Source organism: Polaribacter aestuariivivens (genome assembly GCF_005885675.1).
Taxonomy (GTDB): domain Bacteria; phylum Bacteroidota; class Bacteroidia; order Flavobacteriales; family Flavobacteriaceae; genus Polaribacter; species Polaribacter aestuariivivens.
Window position 1 is genome coordinate 259,800 of record NZ_VANR01000005.1, and the last position, 20,541, is coordinate 280,340.

A 20,541-nucleotide genomic window follows, 5' to 3' on the forward strand; every position below is an offset into this window, starting at 1 on the left:
AATATTAATTCTTACGTATAAGTAATTGTAAGCCTCTCAATAATCTTAAAAAGCTTACTGGTTAGAATACATGAGACAACTTAAAATTACCAAGCAGGTTACTAATAGAGAAACTGCATCCTTAGACAAGTATTTACAAGAAATTGGAAAAGTAGATTTAATTACTGCTGATGAAGAAGTAGAATTAGCACAATTAATTAAAGCTGGAGATCAAAGAGCTTTAGAAAAATTAACAAAAGCAAATTTACGTTTTGTGGTTTCGGTTGCAAAACAATATCAAAATCAAGGGTTAACATTACCCGATTTAATTAATGAAGGAAATTTAGGCTTAATTAAAGCTGCAAAACGTTTTGATGAAACTCGTGGTTTTAAATTTATATCATACGCAGTTTGGTGGATTCGTCAATCAATATTACAAGCATTGGCGGAACAATCTCGTATTGTACGTTTACCACTAAATAAAATTGGTTCTATCAATAAAATTAACAAAATGTACGCTTTCTTAGAGCAAGAAAATGAGCGCCCACCAAGTGCTGAAGAAATTGCTAAGAAATTAGACATGACTGTGAATGACGTAAAAGAATCTATGAAAAACTCTGGACGTCACGTATCAATGGATGCTCCTTTAATTGAAGGGGAAGACTCGAATTTATACGACGTTTTAAATTCTGGAGAATCTCCAAATCCTGATAGAGTTTTACTACACGAATCTTTACGAATAGAAATTAATAGAGCTCTAGAAACATTAACTCCACGTGAGGCAGATGTTGTAAAGTTATACTTTGGTTTAGGTGAACACCAACCAATGACTTTAGAAGAAATTGGTGAAACTTTCGATTTAACAAGAGAAAGAGTTCGTCAAATTAAAGAAAAAGCAATTCGTAGATTAAAACATACTTCAAGAAGTAAAATTTTAATGACTTACTTAGGCTAGATCACGAATCATTTTTTAGTATTTCATTTATACTTAAAAATATACAAACTCTCGAATTTATTTTCGAGAGTTTTTTATTTGGAGCTATTTCCAGCTTGTAATTTATATTGAGCGAAGTCGAAAGGCTATATCTTTTCTTCATTCTTCAGAAAAGGGTGACGTTTCAATTAGGGCTAAATAAAATAAAGCAGCAATAAAACCCGTATTTTTTATATATTTCTATACAGTTCGTTTTTTTAAAATCAAGTATCTTTGTAAAAATTAACAACTCAATAAAAAAAAGAAATGAGTAATTTATTAGCACCTTCAATTTTAGCGGCAGATTTTGCCAACTTACAAAGAGATATAGAAATGGTAAATAATAGTGAAGCAGATTGGTTTCACATTGACATTATGGATGGTGTTTTTGTACCAAATATTTCTTTTGGAATGCCTGTTTTAAAAGCGATTTCTAAACATGCAAAAAAAATAATAGATGTGCATTTAATGATTGTTAATCCAGACCAATACATACAAACATTCGCAGATTTAGGTGCAGACGTATTAACTGTACATTATGAAGCCTGTACACATTTACACAGAACTGTACAAGCCATAAAAGCTGCAGGAATGAAAGCTGGAGTTGCCTTAAACCCACATACACCTATTGCAGTTTTAGAAGATATTATAGCAGATTTAGATTTGGTTTGTATTATGAGCGTAAACCCTGGTTTTGGCGGACAATCATTTATAGAAAATACTTACAAAAAAACTGCTCAATTAAAACACTTAATTGAATTCTCAAAATCTGATTGTAAAATAGAAATTGATGGTGGAGTTACCAATAAAAATGCCAACGAATTAATTGAAGCTGGTGCTGATGTATTAGTTGCAGGAAGTTATGTTTTTGGCTCTGAAAATCCAATAGAAACCATTGCAGATTTAAAAAACATAATTGAATAATTGTTATATGCTGTTGTAGACATAGAAACCACTGGAAACGGATATAAAGGTCAGAAAATAACCGAAATATCTGTTTTAATTTTCGATGGAAAAACTGTGGTTAATGAGTTTACATCTTTAGTAAATCCAGAACAAAATATTCCTCCTTTTATAACCAATCTTACTGGCATAACAAATGCCATGGTTAGAAACGCACCTAAGTTTTATGAGATTGCAAAACAAGTCGAAGAAATTACACAAGACACTATTTTTGTGGCTCACAATGTAAATTTCGATTACAATATCATAAAAGAAGAATTTAAACGATTGAGTTTCGATTTTAAACGAAAAAAACTTTGTACAGTTCGTTTATCAAGAAAAATAATTCCTGGTTTACGTTCTTATAGTTTGGGTAATATTTGTAGTGTAGAAAATATACCAATAAATGGAAGACACAGAGCAAAAGGCGATGCAGAAGCAACTGTTGAGTTGTTTCGAAGAATTATAGAAAGAGATACTAATTTTACAATTAATTCTTTTTTAAACCCAAAATCAAGACAAGCAACATTACCTCCACTTTTAGCTAAAAAAACAGTAGATAATTTACCTGAAAAACATGGTATTTATTATTTTGAAAATAATAAAAAAGAAATTATTTATGTTGGTAAAGCCAACAATATCAAACAACGTGTAATCAGTCACTTTTACGATAAAAAGAAAAAAGAACAAGAAATGTGTATGGAAGTTGCTCATATTTCTTTTAAAGAAACTGGAAGTGAGTTATTGGCTTTATTATTGGAATCTTCTGAAATAAAACATCGGTATCCAAAATACAATCGTGCGCAGAAACATAACAGAGAAGCAATTGGGCTTTTTACCTACGAAGATCAAAAAGGAATTATTCATTTGGCATTTAATAAGTTAAAATTAACTCCAAACCCAATTATGAGTTTTTTTTCTCTTACGGCTTGTAGAACTTTTTTAGAAAATCTTTGTCAAGAATTTGAATTGTGCCCAAAATATTGTCATTTACAAACAAATGTTGCCAGTTGTTTTCATCATCAAATTAAAGAATGTAGAGGGGTTTGTTGCGACAAAGAAACACCAAAAGACTATAACAAAAGAGTTCAAGAAGCAATTATTGCTGTAAGTATAGGCTCTAAAAATATCGTTTTAAAGGAAAGAGGAAGAACAGCAAATGAAATTGGTTTTGCACTTATTTTAGATGGAAATTACAAAGGTTTTGGCTATTTAGATACAGACCAAGATGCGCAACTAGAAAATCCAGAAGATTATCAGTTTTTTGTACAACCACAAAAAGACAATAGCGATATTCAAAAAATATTGACTGCGTATATCAGAAAAAAAGAAGAATTAAAAAAATTAGAAAATGAAGAAATCAGCTTATAAAATAAACATCATTGGTGCAGGAATTAGCGGTTTAATTGCTGCTCAAGTTTTAGAAAATTATGGTTACAATCCCACAATTATTGAAGCTTCTGATTCTGTTGGTGGTCGAGTAAAATCGGATATTGTAAATGGGTATACTTTAGATCATGGTTTTCAAGTATTGCTTTCTTCATACCCAGCTGCAAAAAAATATTTAGATTATGATGCTTTAGAATTACAAGAGTTTTTACCAGGAGCAACCATTTTTAAAGATAAAAAATCACATACTATTGGAGATCCTTTAAGGAATTTTTCATTATTGTTTCCAACATTAACAGCCTCTATTGGCACTTTTTCTGATAAAATAAAAATATTAAAATTAAATACTCTTTTAAAGAAAAAGAAAATTGCCTCCATTTTTGAAACTGAAGAAAAAACAACGTTAAAATATTTGCAAGATTTCGGTTTTTCTAATGAGATTATCGAAGATTTTTTCAAGCCTTTTTTTAGTGGAATTTTCTTAGAAGCTGAACTAGAAACGTCAAGCAGAATGTTTGAATTTGTATATAAAATGTTTGGTGATGGTTTGGCTGTACTTCCTAAAAACGGAATTCAAGCAATTCCGAATCAATTAAAAAGCAAGTTAAAAAACACAACTTTTAAATTTAATACTCCAGTAAAAGAGGTAAAAGACAATCAAATTATTTTAGAAAACGAAGAAAATTTAGATAGTCATATAACCATTATTGCAACAGATGCAAGTTTATTAATTTCGAACTTAAAAAATCAAGAAACAAAATGGAAAAGTTGTGAAACTTTGTATTTTGAAACTGATAAAAGAGTAATTGAAAAACCTTTAATTGGTTTAATTGCAGATAAAAATGCACTAATTAATAATATATTTTATCATTCTAGTGTTGCCAATTCAAATACAGGAACCAAAGAGCTATTATCTGTAACTGTTGTAAAAGAACACAATTTAAACGATTTAGATTTTATATTAAAAGTAACAGAAGATTTAAAAATACTTTGCAATATTGACGTAAAAAAAATAGTTAAGCGTTATCAAATTAAAAAAGCTTTACCAAAATTAACCAATTTACAATACGAAATTTCAAGTACAGAAACCAAATTGAAATCTACCATATTTTTAGCCGGAGACCAATTATTAAACGGTTCTTTAAACGCAGCTATGATTTCTGGAGAACGAGCTGCAATGGGCGTAATACAAACTTTAGAAGATGGATTAATTGTAGATGAGTTGACTTCAGAGTATCAATAAAAAATTTATTTTTAAAAACCAAACAAATATGTCTAACATTGAAACAATTATTCCTGAAAGAGCTGCAAATATTGGTAACTTTCTTGTAGGGCGTCTTTTACCTTTTAAAGAAAAAAGAATGGTGGGTCCGTTTTCTTTTATAGATCACATGGGACCTGCAAAAATGTCTGCAGAAGAGAATTTAGACGTTCCACCACATCCACATATTGGACTTTCCACTTTAACCTATCTTTTTGAAGGTAGCATAATGCATAGAGATAGTATTGGAACAGAAATTGAAATAAATCCTGGAGCTGTTAATTGGATGACCGCTGGCAAAGGAGTTGCCCATTCTGAAAGAACTCCAGAAAGATTAAGAAATACTTCTAAAACACTGCATGGTTTGCAAATTTGGATTGCTTTACCTAAAGACTTAGAACAAGTAGAACCTTCCTTTTATCATATTGAAGCAACACAATTACCTACTTGGGAAGAAGGTGGTTTAAGATACAAATTAATTGCTGGAAAAGCTTTTGATAAAAAATCTCCTGTTCCAGTACATAGCGATTTATTTTTTATAGAAATTAAAAGTACTAAAAAACAAAAAGTTACTTGTGGCAATAAACTTTATGGAGAATCTGGCTTATATATTTTACAAGGAGCAGTTATTAATAATGGAAACACCTACAAACCCAAACAAATTTTAGTAACCAAAGATGCAAATTTGTGTGAATTTGAAATGGAAGAAAACTCTATTATTTATATTTTTGGAGGTACACCCTTTCCTGAAACCAGAACAATTCACTGGAATTTTGTTTCTTCTGACAAGAACTTAATTAAGAAAGCTAGAGAAGATTGGAAAAATCAAAATTGGCCTAAAGTTCCAAATGAAAATGAATTTGTGCCTTTACCAAACTCTAAATTTTAAAAATGTAAAAAACAAAAACAGATTTAAAAAATGAGTAAACTCAAATTCTTTAAATCTGTTTTGATTTTATTTGTGACTCCAGCAGGATTCAAACCTGCAACCCTCAGAGCCGAAATCTGATATTCTATTCAGTTGAACTATGGAGCCTTTATCGTTTTATAATAAAAAAAGGAATTATTTTATTTTGACAAATGTTTTTTCACCAAAATAGAAATTGTTTTACCATCTGCTTGACCAGCTAATTTTCCAGTAACAACTCCCATCACTTTTCCCATATCTTGCATTCCTGAAGCGCCTAGTTTTTCTATCGTTTCTATAACAACTTTTTCAATTGCTTCTTCAGACATTGCTTCTGGTAAAAACTGCTCTAAAATAGCAATTTCTGCCAGTTCTGGTTCCGCTAAATCTTCTCTACCTTGTTTTATGAAAATTGCTGCACTATCTTTACGTTGTTTTACTTGCTTTTGAATAATTTTCATTTCTTGGTCTTCAGTTAGTTCAGCTTGAACACCAGTTTCCGTTTTTGCTAATAAAAAAGCCGATTTCACTGCTCTTAAAGCTTGTAAAGCAACTGTATCTTTTGCTTTCATTGCTTCTTTCATTTTATCCATTACTTGTTTTTGCAAACTCATATTCTTAGTTTTTTATATTTTCTTATGTATTCTTTTTTATTTTTTTTAGGTACAAAACATTCTTATTATAATCTATAAATGCTTTTCCTTCTTGCAAAATATCAGCTCCAATAATACCATCTACTTCTTTAGCATTGTGCTGTGTTAAAGCTGTGTTTACGTGAGATAAGTCAAACAGTACTAAATTGAATTTTTTAGTTTTCCAACTACCAATTTTTAGTAGGTTATTTTCAGAAAGCTGCGTTTCCATATCTGTGGCTCCAGCGCCAGCAGCTTTTGTTTCGCTTTTTGTAGCTAATAACTTAAAGTTTTCTATAGCGTTTAAACCTACACAAGAGTTTGAAGCGCCAGTATCTAAAATAAAACGTCCTTTTACATCATTAATTTTAGCTTTTAACTCTAAATGATTGGTCGCTATTTTTTTAAGCTTAATTTTAATGTATTTATTTTTTTTTAAGATTTTTTCTAAACGCTTCATATCTTATTTTAAGATTTCAAAAATACGATTTATATAAGTTAGATGGTAATATCAATTTAAAATTTCTTTTAGCTTTTGCTTGTAAATACTAGACCTTCTAATATTATGATGTGTACCTTTTTTAATTGCTATAAACTCATTTTTAGAGTTGTTATTTAATTTTAATAATTTTTTAGAATCTGAGAAGGAAGTCGTTTCGTCTTCATTTCCATGAAATATAGTAATGGGTACTTTAACAGATGTTATATAATCATTTGTATTGAAGTTGTATTTTAGTAAAAAAGAGGGTGTAATTGGTAAGATGTGCTCCACAGCTTTATTTAAATTATAAAAAGGAGCTTCTAAAATTAATTTTTTTGGTGTGTTTTCTGAAGCTACTTTTGTTGCGAAAGTACTTCCTAAAGAAAAACCATAAACTATAATTTCGTTTTCGTTATATTTTTTATTTACATAATTATATGCCAATAATGCATCTTCGTACATTTTGTTTTCATTAAAATTACCTGTACTTTTTCCGTAATTTCTATAATCTATTATAAAAACTTCATAATTATAGTTTAAAAAATGAGCTGCTCTTTTGCCCCATCTTTTAATGTTGCCTTTATTGCCATGAAAAAATAAAACTATTCCTTTAGGGTTTGGTAATTTTAAATGAACAGCATTAATTTCTTGATTATCTTCTGTTTTTAAAAAAACTTCTTCAAAATTATTTTCAAAGTTAAATTGGTAATCTCTATCTATTTGATTTCCATTTAAAAAGATAAATTTCTCTTGAAAAAAGTAGAGAAATAACAAACCAAAAATCAATAAAAAGCTAATGGAAATTAAAATTTTTTTAATCATCTAAGGTAATTTTTATAAAAATACTGTTTCAAAAATATTTAAGTCTTTAGAATATGTAAAACTACTCATTTTTAAAGATTCTAAATAAAAACTTTAACATGAAAGGATTTGATTTCTTTTTTTATATTGATTACTTTTAAGTGTTTTACAAAAAACAGGAATATGAAAACTACTCAAAGACTTGAAAATGCACTTATAAAGCTATATAATGCATTTCATAATAATAGATTAAATCCGGAAGATTGTACTGCATGCGCAGTTGGTAATATTTTAGACAATCATGATAGTTGGAAACATCTTTCTAACGATCATGGCTCTTTAGAGTTGAACTATATTGGAAGAGTTCATCAAAATTTAGGTAGAAAGTTTAACGGCTATTCTCCTTTAGAAATTTTACAAATCGAAAAGATTTTTTTAGATACTTGTGGATTTAAAACACCATTATGCCATTACAATTCAAAGCCTAATAACCCAACAAATAAAGAAATTTTATTTCATGGTTTGTGTAATGTAGTTGCGTACCTATGTAAGTTAGACAATGTACCAAATGTAATGGATTACTCAAAATTATTTGAATATGAGCAAGATGAACCTGTTTACCACCTAGAAACTTTTTTAACTTAGTTGCAAATGGAATAATAATAAATTTTAATGCGTTAAGAGCATTACTTATAATAATTTAATTTTGTGTAAACTAAAAATTATATATTATGAAAAAATTAATGTTTGTAGCGTTTTGCTTAGCAATATCATTTACTTCTTGTAGAGAAGATGAGAAAAAGGAGAAAACTGTAAAAACAGAAGTAGAAGCAAAGAAAAAAGTAAGTATTGAGACCTCGAAAGGAAGTGTCAAAGCAGATGATAAAGGTAATGTTGACATTAAAATTAAGGACAAAAAATAATTTCTAAAAAAACTTTAATTAATAATTAAAGTTTTTTTTTGCTTTAAAAATTTATAGTAACGATTCTTTTTTTAAGAAATAGTTCTTGCGAAAAAAACGAATCCATATATATTTTTTTCTACAATTAAAACATTTTTTAAACCCAAACCACGGAATAAAATCGTTTAAAACAACTTTTTCTTTTCTTTTTCTAGAACAATTTGGGCAGTTTGCCATTTTCTTTTTTTACAATTATAATATCAATTATTAAATAATGAACATAAATTGTTCTAAACGCACTAATTTCCTCGTTGGATAATCAATATTTATCGATGATGGTAAAAACTAAATTTAAAATTTAGTACTAAAATTAAATAAAAAAGAAATTAATTCAAAAAAAATTAAATTTATATTTAATATAAAACTTCTTAAACCTTAACCGTAGTAAAACAAAGGTTAAAAAAAAGGATGCCAAAAATATTTTTTGTAGCATTTTTTACATTTGTAAAGTTTAAATTGTAAAACTATATGAAAATCTATTTTTTTAACCTGTAAACCTTTCAATTTAATTTAATTTAAATAAAAAAACCGATTCATTTCTGAATCGGTTTTTTAGTTTTAGTAATTGAAGTCTATCCTCCAAAGTCGTCAAAACGAATGTTTTCATCTGGCATACCAAAGTCTTCACCCATTTTTTGAACTGCTTTATTCATTAAAGGTGGTCCACAGAAATATAATTCTATATCTTCTGGAGATTCATGATGACTTAAGTAATTATCTATAACACAGTTATGAATAAAACCTACAAAACCATCACCTTCATCATTTATATCTTTTTTTACTTTCCAATTATCTTCTTCCATTGGTTCAGATAATGCTAAATAAAATTTGAAGTTAGGAAAGTCTCTTTCTAATTCTCTAAAGTGCTCTAAATAAAATAATTCTCTTTTAGAACGACCTCCATACCAATATGTTACTTTTCTACCAGTTTTAAGTGTTTTGAATAAATGATACAAGTGAGATCTCATTGGAGCCATACCTGCTCCACCACCAACATATAACATTTCTGCATCTGATTCGTTTATGAAGAATTCTCCATAAGGACCAGAAATAACACATTTATCTCCTTTTTTCAAGTTGAAAATGTAAGAAGAGGCAACTCCTGGATTTACATCCATCCAACCACCTTTTGCTCTATCAAATGGAGGTGTTGCAATACGTACATTTAGCATAATTTCTCTGCCTTCTGCTGGGTAAGAAGCCATAGAATATGCTCTTTCTACGGTTTCTGTATTTTTCATTACTAATGGCCACAATTTAAACTTGTCCCATTCTTCTTTAAATTTGTCTGGAGTATCATGCTCTTCTGGGTGCGCAGTAATATCCATATCTTCAAACTTAACTTCGCAAGGAGGTATTTCAATTTGAATATATCCACCTGCTTTATATCCCATATCTTCTGGAATTTCAACTACAAATTCTTTAATAAAAGAAGCTACATTGTAATTTCTTACAACAACTGCATCCCATTTCTTAATTCCAAAAACTTCTTCAGGAATAGAAATATTCATGTCTTGTTTTACTTTTACTTGACAAGCTAAACGTGCTCCTTCTTTTAATTCTTTTCTTGAAAAGTGAGGTACTTCTGTTGGTAGAGCTTCTCCTCCACCAGAGTTTACATGACACTCACATTGAATACATGTTCCTCCTCCACCACATGCAGATGGTAAGAAAATTTTGTTATTACCTAAAGTAGATAGTAAAGAATCTCCTGAAGCTACTTCTATTTCTCTTTCCCCATTAATCATAATTTTTACGGGGCCAGATGGCGATAATTTTTGTTTTACAACTAGTAAAACAGTAATTAATAATAATGCTATTATTAAAAATGCTACTACTGTTGCGATTACAGTTCCTGTAGTTCCTGCTGCTAAAATCATATTAATTTATAGTTTTAGTATTTTTTGCTATTTCTTCTTTTTCTTTTTGTACTTGTACTTTTTCAGTAGTAACTTTTGGCTCTGTAGAAGGTTCCCCTTCTTCATCTCCTCCAGTTAACATTCCTCCAAAACTTAAGAAACCAATTCCCATTAAACCAGTAATGATAAAAGTAATTCCTAAACCTCTTAAAGCTGGTGGAACACTTGAATATCTAATTTTCTCACGAATAGCTGCAATGGCTAAAATTGCTAAAAACCAGCCAATTCCAGATGAAACTCCATAATTAAATGCCAAACCTAAAGATTCAATTTCTCTTGCTTGCATAAATAAAGAACCTCCTAAAATCGCACAGTTTACTGCAATTAATGGTAAGAAAATACCTAATGAATTATATAATGATGGTGAAAATTTTTCTACAATTATCTCTACCAACTGTACCATGGTTGCAATTGTTGCTATAAACATGATAAATGATAGGAAACCTAAATCATAGTCTGCATATTCATCTCCCAACCAAACTAATGCACCTGGTTGTAATAAATATTGATCTAATAACCAGTTTAAAGGAACTGTTATTGCCAATACAAAAATCACTGCAGCTCCTAAACCAACTGCTGTTGATACTTTTTTAGATACGGCTAAGTATGAACACATACCTAAAAATACCGCAAACACCATATTATCAATAAAAATTGATTTGAAAAATAATTCTACGTGCTCCATAATTTATAGTTTTCAGTTTTCAGTAATCAGTTTGCTTTTTAAAGCTAACTTTGTTTGTTACTATAAACTTATTTGTTAATCTTCTATTAATGCTTTGTTTCTACTTCTTTGTACCCAGATAATCAATCCGACAATAATTAACGCCATTGGTGGCATTAACATAAAACCATTATTTTCATAACCTGTTGCGTACAAACCTGTCTTTTTAATTGAATCTCCTAAAACTGGAATTCCGAATAAAGTTCCAGAACCTAATAATTCTCTAAAGAAACCAACAATTATTAAAATTACTGCGTATCCTAACGCGTTTCCAATTCCGTCTAAGAAAGATTTCCAAGGTCCGTTTGCCAAAGCAAAAGCCTCAAAACGTCCCATAATAATACAGTTCGTAATAATTAACCCAATAAATACGGAAAGTGTTTTACTTAATTCATAAGCAAATGCCTTTAAAACTTGATCTACAATAATTACTAAAGAAGCAACTACAATTAGCTGTACAATAATTCTAATTTTAGAAGGAATAATGTTTCTCATTAAAGAGATTACAACATTACCAACTCCTAATACAAACAATACTGCAACCCCCATTACTAAAGAAGCTTTTAATTCTGCAGTAATTGCTAATGCAGAACAAATACCTAATACTTGAATTGTAATTGGGTTATTATCTGCTAATGGATCTGTGATTAACTTTGTGTCTTTTTTTGAAAGTAGTCCCATCTTAGTTTTTATTTTTTAAATTTTGGAAGTATGGTAAGTACAACTTTAAATCTTTTTTTATCATTGCTGCAACACCATCTCCAGTAATTGTTGCTCCTGCTAAAGCATCTACTTCATGATCATCTTTATCTTCATTTAATGGATCGTTGTTTCCTTTTGCAACTGTAATACCTTTGAAAACACCAGCATCTGTTAATAATTTTTCACCATAAAAATCATCCATAAAGTAACGTTGTTTTATGTTAGCTCCTAAACCAGGAGTTTCTCCTGCATGATCAAAAAATACACCTTTTACAACCATATCTGTATCTAAAGCTACATAACCCCAAATAGCATCCCAAAGACCACTACCTCTTATTGGCGCTACATATACTAGGTTTCCTTCTTGTTCTCCTTTGAATAAAGGTAAAAATCTAGATTTACCTTCTTTTGCTCTAGTTTGTTGCTTTTTAACATCAATTAAATAAGGTTCTTTTTTGTTGTTAGCAGCCATAAACTCTTCACGATTCATTTCTTTAAGAATTTTACCATCTTTAACTTCTAAAACAATTTGTTCAGAAATTTTAGTTGAAAAAATTTCAGCTACTTTATCTGTAGAAACAAATGTGATGCTTCCTTCTTCATTTTCATTAACACCCATTGCATACAAAATGTTTTGCTGCTTTTCCATTCGTTCATTTTCCTTAATATTAGGTTTTAATGACGATGCTGTAAATGCTAATAACGAACCAACTACTACAACCATAATGATTGCAAAAATAATTGTATAACTATTACTATCTGTTTTATTACTCATAATTAAGCAGTTTTAGCTTTTAAACGTTTTCTTCTTTTCTTAACGTTACCTTGAACAACGTAATGATCTATGGTTGGTGCAAATACATTCATTAGTAAAATTGCTAAGAATACTCCTTCTGGATATGCTGGGTTGAAAACACGAATCATAATTGACAAGAAACCAATTAAGAAACCGTAAATCCACTTTCCTTTATTTGTTTGTGATGCTGTTACAGGATCTGTAGCCATATAAACTGCTCCAAATGCTAAACCACCAATCATTAAGTGTTCCCACCAAACTGTATTCATTAATCCGTAAAATTTGCTTGATTCTGTAATAATATCTGCATTTACAACTCCGTTAAAAATTAACCCCATTACTGCTGCTCCAATAAAAGTTGAAAGAATGATTCTCCAACTTCCAATTTTTGTGAAAATTAAAAAAGCAGCTCCTAAAAGAATTAAAAATGTAGATGTTTCACCAACAGAACCTGGTATGAATCCCATAAACTTATCCCAAGTAGAATAAATTACTTCTTGATTTTGTGCGTAACTTCCTAAGATTGTTTCTCCTGAAATTGCATCTGGAGTTCCTGTTCTTTCTACTGCATCATATACCCAAACTTTATCTCCAGACATCCAAGTAGGATATGCAAAGAATAAGAATGCTCTAATGGTTAAGGCTGGATTTAAGATATTCATTCCTGTTCCACCAAATACTTCTTTACCAATTACCACTCCAAAAACCACTGCAACTGCTAACATCCATAAAGGTGTGTCTACAGGTACAATTAATGGAACTAACATTCCTGTTACTAAGTACCCTTCTTCTACTTCGTGCCCTTTTATTACTGCGAAAATAAATTCCACTAAAAGCCCCACTCCATAAGAAACAATTACTAATGGTAATACTTTTATGATTCCTATCCAAAGGTTATCCCAAGTTAAAAATGAACCCAATAAAGAAAACTCTGAAGTAATTCCTTGTGCTCTTTCTATAGCTGCATAATGTTGGTAACCTGCGTTAAACATTCCAAAAATTAAACAAGGAATTAAAGCCATAATTACAATATTCATTGTACGCTTTAAATCGTCTGCTGCCTTAATGTGAGTTCCTCCATGAGTAACTTCGTTCGGTAAATATAAAAAGGTATGGATTGCGTTAAACGCAGGAGCCATTTTAGTTCCTTTATATTTTTCTTTTAAATTATGTAAGTTTTGTTTTAAGCTCATAACTCTATCCTAATTCTTCTCTCATTAAATCTAAACCTTCACGAATTATCTTCTGATGAGGTTGTTTAGATACACAAATAAATTCTGTTAGTGCAAAATCTTCTGGTGCTACTTCGTAACCACCTAAAGCTTCCATTTCATCTAAATCTTTATACATAAATGCTTTTAATAACTGCATTGGATAAATATCTAAAGGAAATACCTGTTCATAAGCTCCTGTAACAACAAAAGCTCTGTGTTCTCCGTTTGTATTTGTATTTAAATCAAACTTTTTATTAGGTGTTAACCAAGAAAAAGTTAATGCTCTTGAAGCTGAGATTTTATTGAAAATTGGTTTGTTCCAACCAAAAAACTCATAATCATCACCTTCTGGAATCGCAGTTATTTGATTGTCATAATACCCTAAAAAACCATCTTCTTTCACTTCCTTTCCAGAAAGCACATTCCCACTGATTATTCTTGTATTATTGTTATCTAAATTCTCTTTTGTTAAATCGGCAATAGTTGCTCCTGCAATTGCAGTTACATATTGTGGATTTTTGAACTGAGAACCTGTTAAAGCTATAGTTCTTGTTAAGTTTAACTTTCCTGTTAATAATAACTCTCCAATAACTACTAAGTCTTGTGGTGTTATTACCCAAACTACCTCTCCTTTGTTAATAGGATCTATTTTTGCAATTTGAGTTCCAACATTTCCTGAAGGGTGTGGTCCAGAAACCTTATGCAATTCAATCCCCTTTAAATTTGATAAAGGTGAATTTGTATTTGCGCCAACAGAAACATGTACTTTACCTTCTGTTAATTTAGAAACGGCATCAATTGCTGCTTGTAATTGTGTTTCTTTACCAGCTAAGGTATAATCTAAATCTGGAGCTAAAGGAGCACTTGCGTAAGCTGATACAAAAATAGCTTTTGGAGCTTGATTTGGATTTGCAACAACATCATAAGGACGTTGCTTAATAAAAGGCCAACAACCTGCAGCTAGTAAATGATTTTTTACTTCATCTGCAACCATTTTGTTTGCATCTTTAGCACCAAAATCTTTAAAAGTTTGAGTTGCATCAGCAGAAATTTTAATTGCTAACACCTTTCTTCTTGCTCCACGAACAACCTCTACTACTTTACCGGAAACAGGACTTGGAAATAAAATACGTTCGTCACTTTTTGAATGAAAAAGTGCTTCTCCAGCATTTACTTCTGCGCCTTCTTTAGCGGTAAGTTTAGGAATTATTCCGTGAAAGTCTTCTGGCTTAACTGCATAAATACTACTCTGAATAATGTTTGTAGTTGTTTTATCTGCAATGCCAACAAGCTTAATATCTAAGCCTTTTTTAATACGAATGTCTTTTGACATAGTAAATTGGAATATTTAGTTATCTAAAAAAATCATGCAAATTTAAAGATTTTGAGGGTTAGGAGTGATATATTTTGAAAGTAATCTTACGGAATTAATCTTATTTATAATAATTCTAAATAATTTTATTTCATAAAACGTAGTTGTATTATTTTTTTTGGCTCAAAAATTGATTATTCTAATAAATGATTAATATTTTTGTAACTATGCTTAAAAAAATTATTTTTTTCTTTTTTTCAATTTTTGTTAGTTTTTTAAACGCACAAAACATAAAAACCATTCAGCTAAGACCTTTACAGGAAAATAATTTTTCTAGCATTGTTCCTTTAGGTACTGTTTTAGAATTGTCTTTTGATGATTTAGATGCAGATAGTAAAAACTACCAATACAAAATTGAACATATGACTCATGATTGGCAAAAAAGTAGATTACTTTCTAGCCAATATATAAATGGTTTTGATCAAAATACCATTATTGATGTTACCAATTCATTTAATACCCTACAAAGTTACACTCACTATTCTGTAAAAATTCCGAATACAAATACTATTATAACCAAAAGCGGAAATTACTTACTATCAGTTTTAGATGCTCATGATGATGTGGTTTTTACAAGACGTTTTGTTTTATATGAAAACGCAAGTACTGTTGGTGTTTCCGTTATTAGAAGCAGAAACACAAAAACATTAAACACTCAACAAACTATTCAATTTTCAGTAAATCATCCAAACATTCAAATTAATAGTCCAAGTCAAGAAATTAATGTAACAATTATAAAAAATAATAATTGGAACGAAACAATTACAGATTTGCAACCTACTTTTTTTAGGCCTAATCAACTCTTGTATACTTACACCAACAAAACAAACTTTTGGGGAGGTAATGAATATTTGAATTTTGACACAAAAATACTTAGAAACAGAAGTGTGAATATTGTAAGAATAATGAAGGAAAATAATCTTTTTAACCTTACAATTTATCCTTTTACCTACAATCCATTTAGAGAATACACCTATAATCCTGATATAAATGGACAATTTATTATTAGAACTTTAGAAGGTAATGTTGCCAATACAGAAGCCGATTACGCAAAAATGGATTTTATATTAGAAGCAGAACAACCCTTTAAAGATAAAGAGGTTTACGTGTATGGTGCTTTTAATAATTTTGAAATTTCTGAAGAAAACAAAATGCACTACAACCCAGAAAACAAAACCTACACAACTAGCATATTATTAAAACAAGGCTTTTACAATTATACTTTTGTAACGTTAGATGATAATAATATTATTAATACTAACGAAATAAATGGTAGTTTTTTTGAAACTGAAAATGAATACAATGTAATTGTTTACTTTAAACCTTTTGGAGGCTTGTATGATAGAGTTATTGGAGTTGGTTTAGGTTTTTTTAATCAAAATAACTAAATTTTATTTTTCTTTTAAAATACAAAAAATTAGAAATTGATTAGCTAACTTGTATGTTTTATTCAAAAAAACTACATTTACCTTGCTTATGATTCAACAAATTACAAAAGGAATTAAAATTTCTGTAGTAACCCATTATAATGGTACAAGTTTTAGAGAAGACAGACTCTATCATGTTTTTAGCTATGAAATTTCTATTGAAAACAAAAGCACAAATACAGTAAAACTTACAGATCGCTTTTGGAAAATTTATGACTCACTAAAACCGACTGAGATTGTAAGCGGAGAAGGTGTTGTAGGTCAAACTCCTACATTAAAACCGAATGATATTTACACCTATAATTCTGGTTGCTTTTTAGAATCAAATATGGGAGCTATGAAAGGTTTTTACACCATGATTAATTTAGAAAATTATGAGCAATTTAAAGTATTTATACCCACTTTTCAACTAACAACTCCTGTTTTATCAAACTAACAAAACAAAATAATAAGCCAGCAATTATTAAAGATCCAGAATGTTTAAATTGTGGACATCCATTTAATGGACAGGAAAAATTTTGTCCTGATTGTGGACAATCAAACAAAGGAAATAAAATTACTTTTAAAAGCTTTATTCACGAAATATTTAATGGGTTATTTAATTTTGATGCAAAATTCTGGAAAACCTTTATTCCTCTTTTAATAAACCCAGGTTCCGTTTCAAGAAATTATATAGATGGTAAAAGGCAAAGATATTCGAATCCATTTCGCTTTTATTTAACAGTTTCTATCGTTTTCTTTTTAATTGTAGGTATTTTAAATACAAAAGAAAAGTATAAAGAATTAACACAGGAAAGTAAGGCAGATATAGCTAAAGCAGTAAAAAAACAAAGCTCTAAGGCAAAAAAACAATTAAGTGAAAAAGATATTGACTCTATAAAAAAAGAGTTAGATGAAAAGATGAAAAAATCGCTTGTTCCTATTCCAGAAAAAACTCGTAAAAAAGTCTTAGAGGAAATAGAAAAAGAAGCAAAAGATAGCACAAAGTCAAAAAAAGGAGATATAAACATCTATTTTGGTGATAATTCCAGGTTAGATAAATTTATAAGTTACCAGAAAAAATATCCAGAATCTAAAATAGACCAAGCATTAGATTCTTTGGGCTATGAAAAAAACTTTACAAACAGATTTTTATACACAAGAGCTGTAACAGCAAATTCTTTAGTTAAAAAAGAAAACAGAGAACAGTTTTTAAGTCAATTATTATCATATGGCTCTGTTGCATTATTTATTTTCTTGCCACTTTTCACCTTGTTTTTAAAACTTTTTTATATTAGGGGAACTTATACTTACGTAGATCATTTAATATTTGTATTTCATGTTCAAACTGTATTTTTCATGCTATTTTCTATTTATTTCTTATTAGAAATATTTGGAGCAAATCCTGCTTTGTGGGTATTTACAATACTATTTTTAGTGTATTTATTTATAGCAATGAAAAAATTTTACAGGCAAGGTTATTTTAAAACTTTTTTTAAATTTTTATTATTGAATTTAAGTTACTCAATTATAGCAATTATTGGAATTACTGTCGTAGTTCTTATTTCTTTTGCAATGTATTAATGCTTTTTCTCAAGAAAATCTATATAACTCATATCTATTTCTGAATCCGTTTTTTCTACTGAAGTAATACTTACAGTTTCTACAAATGCTCGTTTCATTTTAGGTGAAGTTTCAGTAGATCCTAATTCTTCATTTTGATGAAAATTTAAAATTTCTTGCTGTGTAAAACTGTTTTTACTTGATAAAAAATCTGCAAACCAATCTTTTCTTAATTGCATCATTTCTTCTGTATATAAAGTTGATGAAGACCAAATTTTAGGTTCTTGAAGTAGTTTTTTAAAATGTTTTTTTTCTCCAGTCCAAACCAACTCATAGGTTTCTAAAACATCTTTCCAGTTTACTAAAACTAGTGTAAATGGCTCAATTCCGTCAAAATTTAAATTGTTAATAAAAGAAACTGCATCCTCTACAGAAAGTATTTTTTTCACGATAACACCTCTGCTCATTTTATAAGGTGTGTTTCTTTTATGAATTTTAAAACCTCCATTTAATAAGCAAACCAACCTTTTTTTATCACTCAATCCAATCCAAGTTCCACCAGCCAATTCGTCTTTTGGATAAGTTAATTTCACACCTTCTTCTTCATATTCTTTTGGTGGAATCGTTTTTCTTAACGGAGTTTCATCTCTATTAGAAGTTAATATAAAATCGTTGTTCCCTTTAGGAAGATATGTAACTGTACACATTATAAATAATTTAACTTTTTATCAATTTTATCAACTTTATCCTTTGAATTAAAATTGTAACTTTGTAACTTCAAAATTAGTCGATAAATTTTAAAAAAACACACAAAATGGCAAGAGGATTTTTTAATGTTCCTAAAGCAGTAAATGAACCCGTAAAAGGATATGCTCCTGGATCTCCTGAGAGAAAAGAATTACTGGAAACTTACAAATCAATGTTTAATGATAATATTGATATTCCAATGCATATTAATGGAAAAGAAGTAAGAACAGGTAATACTAGAAAAATTTCTCCTCCTCATGATCATAAACACGTTGTTGGTCAGTATCATATTGCTGAAAAAAATCATGTAGACGAAGCAATTTCTACAGCTTTAGCTGCAAGAGAAGCTTGGTCTAGCGTTAGTTGGATGGAAAGAGCATCTATTTTCTTAAAGGCTGCTGAATTATTAGCAGGACCTTATAGAGCAAAAATGAATGCTTCAACAATGATTGCACAATCTAAAAATGTACACCAAGCAGAAATTGATGCTGCTTGTGAAATGATAGATTTCTTTAAATTTAACGTAGAATATATGACGGATATTTTTAAAGATCAACCTTCATCTGCTCCAGGAATTTGGAACAGAGTTGAATACAGACCTTTAGAAGGTTTTGTATATGCAATTTCTCCTTTTAACTTTACTTCTATTGCAGCAAATTTGCCTGCAGCAGCAGCTTTAATGGGTAATGTAGTTGTTTGGAAACCTTCCGATCACCAAGCATACTCTGCGCAAGTAATTGTAGATTTGTTTAAAGAAGCTGGTTTACCTGATGGCGTTATAAACGTTGTTTACGGAGATCCAGTAATGATTTCTGATACAGTTTTAGCTTCTCCAGATTTCTCTGGCTTACACTTTACTGGTTCAACTCATGTTTTCAAAAACCTTTGGAAACAAATTGGTAATAATATTCATAACTACAAAACATATCCAAGAATTGTTGGAGAAACTGGTGGAAAAGATTTTATTTGGGCACATAATTCAGCAAATCCATTGCAAATTGCAACTGCAATTGTAAGAGGTTCTTTTGAATATCAAGGTCAAAAATGTTCTGCAGCTTCAAGAGCTTATATTCCTGCATCATTATGGGAAGAAGTAAAAAAGCATATAATTGCACAAACCAACGAAATTAAAATGGGTTCTCCTGAAGACACCAATAATTTTGTAAATGCAGTTATACATGAAGCTTCTTTTGATAAAATAGCAAGTTATATTGATGCTGCAAAAGAAGATAAAGATGCAGAAGTTATTGTTGGTGGTAACCACGATAAATCTGTTGGTTACTTTATAGAACCAACCGTAATTGTTGCAAAATCGCCAACATACGCAACTATGACAACTGAATTATTTGGTCCTGTTATGACAGTTTTCGTTTATGAAGATTCAGAATGGGAAGCTTCATTAAAATTAGTTGATGAGTCTACTGAATATGCATTAACAGGAGCTATATTTTCTAAAGATAGATATATTGTTGAAAAAGCTTCTAAAGCATTAGAAAATGCTGCAGGAAACTTTTATATAAATGACAAACCAACTGGAGCAGTTGTTGGTCAGCAACCTTTTGGAGGTGCAAGAGCTTCTGGAACAAATGATAAAGCTGGTTCTGCACAAAACCTATTACGTTGGACATCTGTACGCTTAATAAAAGAAACTTTTGTTTCGCCAACAGATTATAAATATCCTTTCTTAGGATAATTTTACACAAAAATAAAAAAAGCCTCAACTAATAAATTTAGTTGAGGCTTTTTGTTTGATTTATAATGATATTTTTCT

At 29.7% G+C, this 20,541-nt stretch carries 21 protein-coding genes, 1 tRNA gene and 1 pseudogene; 12 read left to right on the top strand and 11 right to left on the bottom strand.

From position 1 onward, the window contains the following. Positions 1-70 precede the first annotated feature (70 nt). The 5 genes from FDT66_RS10785 to FDT66_RS10805 all read left to right on the top strand — a co-directional run bounded on the left by FDT66_RS10785 (position 71) and on the right by FDT66_RS10805 (position 5,433). Positions 71-934, top strand: a complete 864-nt coding sequence (locus FDT66_RS10785) for a sigma-70 family RNA polymerase sigma factor (RefSeq protein ID WP_018942691.1) — start codon at positions 71-73, stop codon at positions 932-934. Between the two features lie 285 nt (positions 935-1,219). Then, positions 1,220-1,876: a ribulose-phosphate 3-epimerase gene (rpe, locus tag FDT66_RS10790; protein ID WP_138536370.1), complete on the top strand. Its 657-nt coding sequence runs from the start codon at positions 1,220-1,222 to the stop codon at positions 1,874-1,876. Beyond that, positions 1,877-3,265, top strand: a complete 1,389-nt coding sequence (locus FDT66_RS10795; protein ID WP_138536372.1) for a 3'-5' exonuclease family protein — start codon at positions 1,877-1,879, stop codon at positions 3,263-3,265. Continuing rightward, a complete protein-coding gene (locus tag FDT66_RS10800; RefSeq protein ID WP_138536374.1) occupies positions 3,246-4,526 on the top strand; it encodes an FAD-dependent oxidoreductase in 1,281 nt (426 codons plus the stop codon). The genes FDT66_RS10795 and FDT66_RS10800 overlap by 20 nt, the downstream gene beginning before the upstream one ends. A 28-nt stretch (positions 4,527-4,554) precedes the next feature. Continuing rightward, positions 4,555-5,433, top strand: a complete 879-nt coding sequence (locus FDT66_RS10805) for a pirin family protein (protein ID WP_138536376.1) — start codon at positions 4,555-4,557, stop codon at positions 5,431-5,433. Between the two features lie 73 nt (positions 5,434-5,506). Here FDT66_RS10805 and FDT66_RS10810 read toward each other — a convergent pair. The 4 genes from FDT66_RS10810 to FDT66_RS10825 form a co-directional block, all read right to left on the bottom strand. Continuing rightward, positions 5,507-5,580, bottom strand: a tRNA-Arg gene (locus FDT66_RS10810). Between the two features lie 32 nt (positions 5,581-5,612). Then, positions 5,613-6,065 carry a GatB/YqeY domain-containing protein gene (locus FDT66_RS10815; protein WP_138536378.1) on the bottom strand — a complete coding sequence of 151 codons (453 nt, stop codon included), beginning with the start codon at positions 6,063-6,065 and terminating at the stop codon, positions 5,613-5,615. Between the two features lie 22 nt (positions 6,066-6,087). Beyond that, positions 6,088-6,543 carry a retropepsin-like aspartic protease gene (locus FDT66_RS10820; RefSeq protein WP_138536380.1) on the bottom strand — a complete coding sequence of 152 codons (456 nt, stop codon included), beginning with the start codon at positions 6,541-6,543 and terminating at the stop codon, positions 6,088-6,090. Between the two features lie 51 nt (positions 6,544-6,594). Further along, complete coding sequence (locus FDT66_RS10825; RefSeq protein ID WP_138536382.1) at positions 6,595-7,386, bottom strand: alpha/beta hydrolase; 792 nt, start codon at positions 7,384-7,386, stop codon at positions 6,595-6,597. 162 nt (positions 7,387-7,548) lie between these two features. Here FDT66_RS10825 and FDT66_RS10830 point away from each other — a divergent pair, with 162 nt between their 5' ends. Continuing rightward, entirely contained in the window at positions 7,549-8,010 is a 462-nt protein-coding gene (locus tag FDT66_RS10830; RefSeq protein WP_138536384.1) for a Na(+)-translocating NADH-quinone reductase subunit F, read from the top strand. A gap of 86 nt (positions 8,011-8,096) precedes the next feature. Then, positions 8,097-8,288: a hypothetical protein gene (locus FDT66_RS10835; RefSeq protein ID WP_138536386.1), complete on the top strand. Its 192-nt coding sequence runs from the start codon at positions 8,097-8,099 to the stop codon at positions 8,286-8,288. A 611-nt stretch (positions 8,289-8,899) separates the two neighbouring features. On the opposite strand, the gene nqrF is transcribed toward FDT66_RS10835, so the two are convergent. The 6 genes from nqrF to FDT66_RS10865 all read right to left on the bottom strand — a co-directional run bounded on the left by nqrF (position 8,900) and on the right by FDT66_RS10865 (position 15,015). Then, positions 8,900-10,207: an NADH:ubiquinone reductase (Na(+)-transporting) subunit F gene (nqrF, locus tag FDT66_RS10840; protein ID WP_138536388.1), complete on the bottom strand. Its 1,308-nt coding sequence runs from the start codon at positions 10,205-10,207 to the stop codon at positions 8,900-8,902. A gap of 1 nt (position 10,208) precedes the next feature. Beyond that, positions 10,209-10,931 (bottom strand): NADH:ubiquinone reductase (Na(+)-transporting) subunit E, encoded by a 723-nt coding sequence (gene nqrE / locus FDT66_RS10845; RefSeq protein ID WP_138536390.1) that lies wholly within the window; start codon positions 10,929-10,931, stop codon positions 10,209-10,211. A gap of 75 nt (positions 10,932-11,006) precedes the next feature. Beyond that, a complete protein-coding gene (locus tag FDT66_RS10850; protein WP_138536392.1) occupies positions 11,007-11,651 on the bottom strand; it encodes an NADH:ubiquinone reductase (Na(+)-transporting) subunit D in 645 nt (214 codons plus the stop codon). A 1-nt stretch (position 11,652) separates the two neighbouring features. After that, positions 11,653-12,447, bottom strand: a complete 795-nt coding sequence (locus tag FDT66_RS10855; RefSeq protein ID WP_138536394.1) for a Na(+)-translocating NADH-quinone reductase subunit C — start codon at positions 12,445-12,447, stop codon at positions 11,653-11,655. Between the two features lie 2 nt (positions 12,448-12,449). Beyond that, entirely contained in the window at positions 12,450-13,661 is a 1,212-nt protein-coding gene (locus FDT66_RS10860) for an NADH:ubiquinone reductase (Na(+)-transporting) subunit B (RefSeq protein WP_138536396.1), read from the bottom strand. Positions 13,662-13,665: 4 nt separating this feature from the next. After that, positions 13,666-15,015 carry a Na(+)-translocating NADH-quinone reductase subunit A gene (locus FDT66_RS10865; RefSeq protein WP_138536398.1) on the bottom strand — a complete coding sequence of 450 codons (1,350 nt, stop codon included), beginning with the start codon at positions 15,013-15,015 and terminating at the stop codon, positions 13,666-13,668. A 185-nt stretch (positions 15,016-15,200) separates the two neighbouring features. Here FDT66_RS10865 and FDT66_RS10870 point away from each other — a divergent pair, with 185 nt between their 5' ends. The 4 genes and pseudogenes from FDT66_RS10870 to FDT66_RS14180 all read left to right on the top strand — a co-directional run bounded on the left by FDT66_RS10870 (position 15,201) and on the right by FDT66_RS14180 (position 18,044). Beyond that, the gene (locus FDT66_RS10870) at positions 15,201-16,442 is read left to right on the top strand and encodes a type IX secretion system plug protein (RefSeq protein ID WP_138536400.1); all 1,242 of its coding nucleotides are present in this window, start codon (positions 15,201-15,203) and stop codon (positions 16,440-16,442) included. An 88-nt stretch (positions 16,443-16,530) separates the two neighbouring features. Beyond that, complete coding sequence (apaG, locus tag FDT66_RS10875; RefSeq protein WP_138536402.1) at positions 16,531-16,917, top strand: Co2+/Mg2+ efflux protein ApaG; 387 nt, start codon at positions 16,531-16,533, stop codon at positions 16,915-16,917. Between the two features lie 146 nt (positions 16,918-17,063). Beyond that, positions 17,064-17,210: pseudogene (locus tag FDT66_RS14290) on the top strand (DUF3667 domain-containing protein); the annotation flags it as partial. A 171-nt stretch (positions 17,211-17,381) separates the two neighbouring features. Further along, entirely contained in the window at positions 17,382-18,044 is a 663-nt protein-coding gene (locus FDT66_RS14180; RefSeq protein ID WP_246034849.1) for a hypothetical protein, read from the top strand. On the opposite strand, the gene FDT66_RS10885 is transcribed toward FDT66_RS14180, so the two are convergent. Further along, on the bottom strand, positions 18,041-18,730 hold the full coding sequence (locus FDT66_RS10885; protein ID WP_138536404.1) for an NRDE family protein: 690 nt from the start codon (positions 18,728-18,730) through the stop codon (positions 18,041-18,043). The two genes, FDT66_RS14180 and FDT66_RS10885, sit on opposite strands and share 4 nt — an antisense overlap. 107 nt (positions 18,731-18,837) lie before the next feature. On the opposite strand from FDT66_RS10885, the gene pruA reads away from it, so the two are divergent. Continuing rightward, on the top strand, positions 18,838-20,463 hold the full coding sequence (gene pruA / locus FDT66_RS10890) for an L-glutamate gamma-semialdehyde dehydrogenase (RefSeq protein WP_138536406.1): 1,626 nt from the start codon (positions 18,838-18,840) through the stop codon (positions 20,461-20,463). The last annotated feature ends 78 nt before the right edge of the window (positions 20,464-20,541 follow it).